This is a genomic window from Burkholderia sp. Ac-20392, from assembly GCF_017104585.1.
Classification (GTDB): domain Bacteria; phylum Pseudomonadota; class Gammaproteobacteria; order Burkholderiales; family Burkholderiaceae; genus Burkholderia; species Burkholderia lata.
In genome coordinates this window covers 1-7,001 of the sequence record NZ_JAAGPB010000445.1, presented here as the reverse complement: position 1 = coordinate 7,001, position 7,001 = coordinate 1, and the positions used below count along the sequence as shown (strand labels likewise).

Genomic DNA, 7,001 nt, shown 5'->3' with positions numbered 1-7,001 from the left:
CGTGTGGATCCGCGAATCGATCAACGGGTTGCTGCCGGTCGCGCGGATCGGCGGCGAGATCGTGTCGTTCGGCCTGCTGCGGCAGGCGTGCGTGCGGCCGGCCACCGCCGTCGCCAGTCTCGTCGCCAGATCGGAAGAGCACACGTCCTTCCGATCCATCCGCTGGACATCCTGCATCGCCGGCAGATCGCCGGGGCGGGGCTGTTGCTCGCGGCGCTGGCCCACATCCTGCCGATGCTCGCGAATGCGTGGGACTGGCGGATGCTGATTCGCGGCCCGCGCCGGCCGTCGTTCGCGACGATGCTGAAGCTCGTGTGGATCCGCGAATCGATCAACGGGTTGCTGCCGGTCGCGCGGATCGGCGGCGAGATCGTGTCGTTCGGCCTGCTGCGGCAGGCGTGCGTGCGGCCGGCCACCGCCGTCGCCAGTCTCGTCGCCGACATGCAGCTGACGCTGATCAGCCAGCTCGTGTTCGCGCTGGTTGCGATCGGCTACGTGCTCGAGCATGTGTCGTCCGACACTGCGCGGGTGGCCGGCAACCTTGCGATCGGCATGGCCGCGCTGGTGCCGGTGCTGCTGCTGTTCGCGCTGGTGCAGCATGCGCGGCCGTTCGAACGCGCGATGCGCGTGCTCAACCGCGTCACGAGCGGCAAGGTGGTGGCGCTGGTCGGCGAATCGGCGCGCACCGATCAGTCGATCCGGATGATCTGGAGAAAGACCGGCATCGTCGTGCGTTATCTCTTGATCTGGCAGACGCTGCAGTTCATCGGCTATGCGCTGGAAATCTGGCTCGCGTTGTATTTCCTCGGCGCAGAGCCGACCTTCGCGCAGGCGCTTGCGATCGAGGCGCTGATCCAGCTCGTGAGCAGCATCGCGTTCCTGATGCCGGGTGGGCTCGGCGTGCAGGAGGGCGGGTTCGTGCTGATCGGCGGGCTGCTCGGGTTCGACCCGCCGACCTGTCTTGCGCTGGCCGGCGCCCGCCGTGTGCGCGACCTGCTGTTCTATCTGCCGGGTCTGCTGGCATGGCAGTGGGCGGCCGGTTCGGCGAACCGGCCGGGCGGAACGAAACGCGCGCCGTTGCCCATCGGGGAATCCGCCCGGCCGCATTGATGCCACCGGGCAGCCCGTGCCCGCCACGCGCAGCGGGCGGCGCCGGAATCAGCGTCGTTCGTCGGCGAGATGGCTGCGGATCACGTCCGCGAACGACGTATCGCCCTTCAGCCCGAGTGCTTCCGCGCGCGACGTATCCCAACGGCCCGGCCAGCTGCCGACGATTTTCTCGACGCGCTCGTCCGGCACGTGGCGGATCAGCTTCACGACTTCGTCGCCCGCGACCTCGCGCAGCGCCGCGATCATTTCGTCGACCGACACCGACAGGCCGGGCAGGTTGATCACCCGTTTGTTGCCGAGTTTCGCGCTGTCGATCTCGCAGCCCGCGACGAGCGCTTCGATCGCGCCGCGCGGCGACAGCAGCCACAGCCGCGTCGAACCCGGCACCGGGCACACGCTTTCCTCGCCGTTCAGCGGCTCGCGAATGATGCCGCTCGCGAACGATGACGCGGCCGCGTTCGGGCGGCCCGGCCGCACGCTGATCGTCGGCAACCGCAGCACGCGGCCGTCGACGAAGCCGCGCCGCGCGTAGTCGCACAGCAGCAGCTCGGCGATCGCCTTCTCGGCGCCGTACGACGATTGCGGGTTCAGTGCGGTGTCGTCCTGCACGACGTCGGGCAGCGTGCCGCCATAAACCGCGACGGAGCTCGTGAACACGACGCGCGGCCGATGGCCACGCGCACGGCACACTTCGAGCAACGCGCGCGACGCGTCGAGGTTGATCCGCATGCCGAGATCGAAATCGGCCTCGGCCTGCCCGCTGACGATTGCCGCGAGGTGGAAGATCGCGCCGGTGTGCGTGTCGATCGCGCTGTCGAGCGCCGCGCGGTCGGCGATGTCGCCGACGATCGACGTCACGCGCGCGTCGCCGAAATCGCTGCCTGCGACGACGTCGAGCAGCACCAGCTCGTCGATCTTCTCGCTGCGGCCGTCGGGGCCGGTCAGTTCGCCGCGCTCGAGCAGCTTGCGCGCGAGACGCTGGCCGAGAAAGCCGGCGCCGCCGGTGATCAGTACTTTCATGTTCTTCACCCTCAAAGGAATACGGGAATTACAGGTACGGCTTGAGCCAGCCGAGGCCTTCCGACGTGCCGGCCTTCGGGCGGTACTCGCAGCCGATCCAGCCGTCGTAGCCGAGCGCGTCGATCAGCGCGAACAGATACGGGTAGTTGAGTTCGCCGATATCCGGCTCGTGGCGCTCGGGCACGCCCGCGATCTGGATATGGCCGATGCCCGCGAAATCGCGCTTGAGCTTCATCGCGAGGTCGCCTTCGACGATCTGGCAGTGGTAGCAGTCGAACTGCACCTTCAGGTTCGGCGCGCCGACTTCCGCGCAGATCGCCTGCGCGTCGTCCTGGCGGCTCAGGAAATAGCCGGGCATGTCGCGCTGGTTGATCGGCTCGATCAGGATCGTGATGCCGTGCGCGGCGGCGGCCTGCGTCGCATGCCGCAGGTTCGCCAGGTAGGTGTCGCGATGGCGTGCCCGGTCGGCGCCCGGCGGCACCATGCCGGCCATCACGTGCAGCTTCTTGTTGCCGAGCACGCGCGCATAGTCGAGCGCCTGGTCGATGCCGCGCCGGAACTCGTCCTCGCGGCCCGGCAGCGAGGCGGTGCCGCGTTCGCCCGCGGCCCAGTCGCCGGGCGGCGCGTTGAACAGCGCCTGTTCGAGGTTGTGCGTGTCGAGGCGCGCGCGGATGTCCTCGGCGGCGAAGTCGTACGGGAACAGGTACTCGACGGCCTTGAAGCCGTCGTAGGCGGCAGCGGCGAAGCGTTCGAGGAACGCGTGCTCGGTGTACATCATCGAGAGGTTGGCGGCGAAGCGTGGCATGGCAGCGGGTCCTGTGAATGAATGGGGCGGGGCGCACGGCGCCCCGCGTCGAATGGCGGCCGGATCGTTCGTCTGGTGAATCAGCGGTTCACGAGTTTCGCGGGCGTGAGCCACACGGCGATCGCGCCGATCACGAGCATCGCGGCGAGCACGTACATGCCGGACGCCGTGCTGTGCGTGGCGTCCTTCAGGTAGCCGATCACGTACGGGCTCGCGAAACCGGCGAGGTTGCCGACCGAGTTGATGATCGCGATCCCGGCCGCGGCTGCGGAGCCCGCGAGGAACGCGGTCGGCAGCGACCAGAACAGCGGTGCGCAGGTCAGCACGCCACCCGCCGCGAGCGACAGGAATACGATCGACACCGCCGTATTGTGCGAGTACGACGCGGCGACCGCAAACCCGACCGCACCCATCAGCGCCGGCACGATCAGGTGCCAGCGGCGTTCGCGGCGCTTGTCCGCGCTGTGGCCGAACAGGTTCATCACGACGATCGCGACGAGGAACGGGATCGCCGACAGCAGGCCGATCTGCAGCGTATCGGTGATGCCGGTCGATTTGACGAGCGTCGGCATCCAGAACGTGAGGCCGTACTGGCCCGTGACGAACGCGAAGTAGATCAGCGACATCCACCACATGCGCGGGTCCGAGAACACGGCCTTCAGCGAATGGCCGTGCTGCTGCTGTTCCTGCGGCTGCGCGGCGATCTCGTCCTCCAGCAGCTGCTTCTCGCGCTCGTCGAGCCACTTCGCGCTGCGGATGCTGTTGTCGAGATACAGGATCGTCGCAATGCCGATGAGTACGGCCGGCACGGCTTCGATCATGAACATCCATTGCCAGCCGTGGAAGCCCGAGCCGCCGTGGAAGCGCTCCATGATCCAGCCCGACAGCGGGTTGCCGAAGATGCCCGACACGGGGATCGCGGACATGAACACCGCGATGATCTTCGCGCGGCGATGCGACGGGAACCAGTAGGTGAGATACAGGATCACGCCCGGATAGAAGCCGGCTTCCGCGAGGCCGAGCAGGAAGCGCAGCACGTAGAACTGCGTCGGCGTCTGCACGAACGCGAACAGTGCGGACAGCAGCCCCCACGTGATCATGATCCGCGCGATCCAGATGCGTGCGCCGAGGCGGTGCATCAGCAGGTTGCTTGGCAGTTCGAACAGAAAATAGCCAAGAAAGAAAATGCCGGCGCCGAGCCCGAACACGGTTTCGCTGAACGCGAGATCCTGCGACATCTGCAGCTTCGCGAAGCCGACGTTCACGCGGTCGAGATACGCGACCACGTAGCAGAGCATCAGGAACGGCACGATGCGCCAGAACACTTTCTTGTAGGTGCGGTCGAGTTCCGCGGCATGGGCGGGCGCGGCGGGCGAGCGGCCAGCGGCCGCGTCGAGAGCAGTCATCGTCGTCTCCAATGATGTCGTGTGCCGGCGGCGCGTACGTCGCCGGTCGTGTGTGTGCTGACGGAAAGGCCCGCGCACACGGCGGGCATGGGAATCGTTGCGGGGCGCGTCGTTACCAGCGCGCGCCGAAACTGATGCGCAATTCGTCGAGTGCGGCGTCGTCGAGCGGCTCGGGTTTCGGGTGCGTCATCAGCCACAGTCGCGCCGTTTCCTCGAGTTCCTCGAGCGCATACGACGCGTGCGACACCGACGGCCCCCACATCACCGGGCCGAGGCGCTCGAGCAGCACGCCGCGCACCTGGTCGGCGAGCGCCGCGACCTCGGCCGCGACGGCCGGATCGCCGGGGCGGCGGTAACGGATCAGCGGAATGTGGCCGACCTTCATCACGTAGTACGGCGTGATCGGCGGCAGCTCGTCGGTGTCACGCCACACGCCCGCGAGCGTCAGCGCGACGAGGTGCGTCGAATGCGTGTGGACGACGCCGTTCGCTTCGGCGTTGCGCGCGTAGATGCCGCGATGCAGCGCCAGCGTCTTCGACGGCTTGCCGCCCGATACGGGCTGGCCGTCGAGGCCGACCTTCGCGATGTCGTTCGGGTCGAGCCGGCCGAGGCATGCGTCGGTCGGCGTGATCAGCCAGCCGTCCGTGAGGCGCGCGCTGATGTTGCCGGCGCTGCCGACCGCGTGGCCGCGTGCATACAGGCTCGCGCCAACCACGCAGATCTCTTCCCGCAGTTTCGCTTCGTCGCTCATCGTGCGGCTCCGTCCAGCGCGCGCAGCGCCTTGTCGAAAAAGTCCGTGGTGCCGAAGTTGCCGGACTTCAGCGCGAGGCCGAGCGGCTGCGCGTCGATGGTGGCCGTTGCCGGCACGCCCGGATCGATCTGCGCGCCGATCTGCAGCGACTTCACGTCGAGCGCCTGCACGACCGCGCCGGACGTTTCGCCGCCGGCGACGACGAACTTGCGCACGCCGAGATCACGCAGGCCGCGCGCGATCGCCGCGAGCGTGGCTTCGACGAGATGGCCGGCCGCGTCGACACCGAGTGCCTGCTGCACGGCTTTCACTTCGTCGGGCGTCGCGGTCGCGTAGATCAGCACGGGCTGCGGCAGGTGCGAGCGCGCGAACGCGAGCGCCTGGTCGACGACGGGTTCGCCGCGCGATGCCGCGAGCGGATCGATGCGGAAGCTCGGCCGCGTGGCGAGCCACGCGGCGACCTGGGCGTTGGTGGCCTTCGACGCGCTGCCGGCGAGCACGGCCGACAGGCCGTCGATACGCGGCAGCGACGCCGCGTTGTCGCGCTCGGGCAGTTGCTCCGCGCGGCGGAAATTCGCGGGCAGGCCGAGCGCGATGCCCGAGCCGCCGGTGACGAGCGGCAGGCCCGCGCACGCTTCGCCGAGTACGTAGAGGTCGCGATCCGACAGCGCGTCGGCGATCGCGAAGCGCGCGCCTTCCGCGCGCAGTTGTTCGATCCGCGTGCGCACGGCGGCAGCGCCCAGCGCGATCGTGTCGTAGCGGATCAGGCCGACCGGCGACTTCGTCTGCCGCTGCAGCACGCGCACGAGGTTCGCGTCCTGCATCGGCGTAAGCGGATGATTCTCCATCCCTGATTCGTTCAGCAGCACGTCGCCGACGAACAGGTGGCCGCGATAGATCGTGCGACCGTTCTCGGGGAACGCCGGGCATGCGATCGTGAAGCCGCCGCCGGCCGCATCGAGCAGCGCATCGGCAACGGGCCCGATGTTGCCCGCATCGGTCGAATCGAACGTCGAGCAGTACTTGAAGAAGAACTGCCGGCAGCCCTGCGCGCGCAGCCATTCGTAGGCGGCGAGCGATTGCGCGACGGCGTCGGCGGCGGGGATCGTGCGCGACTTCAGTGCGACGACGATCGCGTCGGCGTCGAGCGTGGTGTCTGCGGCGTCGTCGGCGGGCACGCCGATCGTCTGCACGGTGCGCATGCCGCTCTTGACGAGCATGTTCGCGAGATCGGTCGCGCCGGTGAAATCGTCGGCGATGCAGCCGAGCAGGGGACGGGAAGCGGAAGCGGTCATGGCAGAAGCGTCGTTCGAATCAGCGGGCGGGCGGCAGCGTGATGCCGGGGAAAGTCTTGATCACGGCGGAATCGTCCTCGCCGCCGTGGCCGGCGCTCGACGCGCTCATGAACATCTGGTGCGCGGTGGCCGACAGCGGCAGCGGGAACTTGCTGCGGCGCGCGGTATCGAGCACGAGGCCGAGATCCTTCACGAAGATGTCGACGGCCGACAGCGGCGTGTAGTCGCCGTTCAGGATGTGCGGCACGCGGTTCTCGAACATCCACGAATTGCCGGCGCTGTGCGTGATCACGTCGTACAGCGCATCCGCATCGACGCCTTCGCGCAGGCCGAGCGCCATCGCCTCGGCCGCTGCCGCGATGTGCACGCCGGCCAGCAACTGGTTGATGATCTTCACTTTCGAGCCGATGCCGTGCGCATCGCCGAGGCGATAGACCTTGCCGGCGATCGCCGCGAGCACGTCCTCGCAGCCCGCGTACGCGGCGGCCGGGCCCGACGTCATCATCGTCATCTCGCCGGAGGCCGCGCGCGCGGCGCCGCCGGATACCGGCGCATCGAGCATCTGCAGGCCGGCTGCCTCGATGCGTGCGCCGAGCGCGACCGCGAATTCGGGA

Annotated in this window: 6 protein-coding genes and 1 pseudogene; 1 reads left to right on the top strand and 6 read right to left on the bottom strand. The window is 68.5% G+C overall.

The window, feature by feature from the left end; genetic code table 11:
- Positions 1–156 precede the first annotated feature (156 nt).
- Positions 157–1,110, top strand: a pseudogene (locus G3N99_RS31520) (lysylphosphatidylglycerol synthase domain-containing protein); the annotation flags it as partial.
- 48 nt (positions 1,111–1,158) lie between these two features.
- On the opposite strand, the gene denD reads toward G3N99_RS31520, so the two are convergent.
- From denD to G3N99_RS31490, 6 genes are all read right to left on the bottom strand, one after another.
- Entirely contained in the window at positions 1,159–2,130 is a 972-nt protein-coding gene (gene denD / locus G3N99_RS31515) for a D-erythronate dehydrogenase (protein WP_206124339.1), read from the bottom strand.
- A gap of 28 nt (positions 2,131–2,158) precedes the next feature.
- Positions 2,159–2,935 (bottom strand): 2-oxo-tetronate isomerase, encoded by a 777-nt coding sequence (gene otnI / locus G3N99_RS31510; RefSeq protein WP_174936267.1) that lies wholly within the window; start codon positions 2,933–2,935, stop codon positions 2,159–2,161.
- Positions 2,936–3,015: 80 nt separating this feature from the next.
- The gene (locus tag G3N99_RS31505; protein ID WP_174936268.1) at positions 3,016–4,341 is read right to left on the bottom strand and encodes an MFS transporter; all 1,326 of its coding nucleotides are present in this window, start codon (positions 4,339–4,341) and stop codon (positions 3,016–3,018) included.
- A 112-nt stretch (positions 4,342–4,453) separates the two neighbouring features.
- Positions 4,454–5,092, bottom strand: a complete 639-nt coding sequence (locus G3N99_RS31500; RefSeq protein WP_206124338.1) for an aldolase — start codon at positions 5,090–5,092, stop codon at positions 4,454–4,456.
- Positions 5,089–6,387: a 3-oxo-tetronate kinase gene (gene otnK / locus G3N99_RS31495; protein ID WP_206124337.1), complete on the bottom strand. Its 1,299-nt coding sequence runs from the start codon at positions 6,385–6,387 to the stop codon at positions 5,089–5,091. The genes G3N99_RS31500 and otnK overlap by 4 nt, the downstream gene beginning before the upstream one ends.
- A gap of 19 nt (positions 6,388–6,406) precedes the next feature.
- On the bottom strand, positions 6,407–7,001 hold a 595-nt coding region (locus tag G3N99_RS31490; protein ID WP_206124336.1), incomplete at its 5' end, for an NAD-binding protein.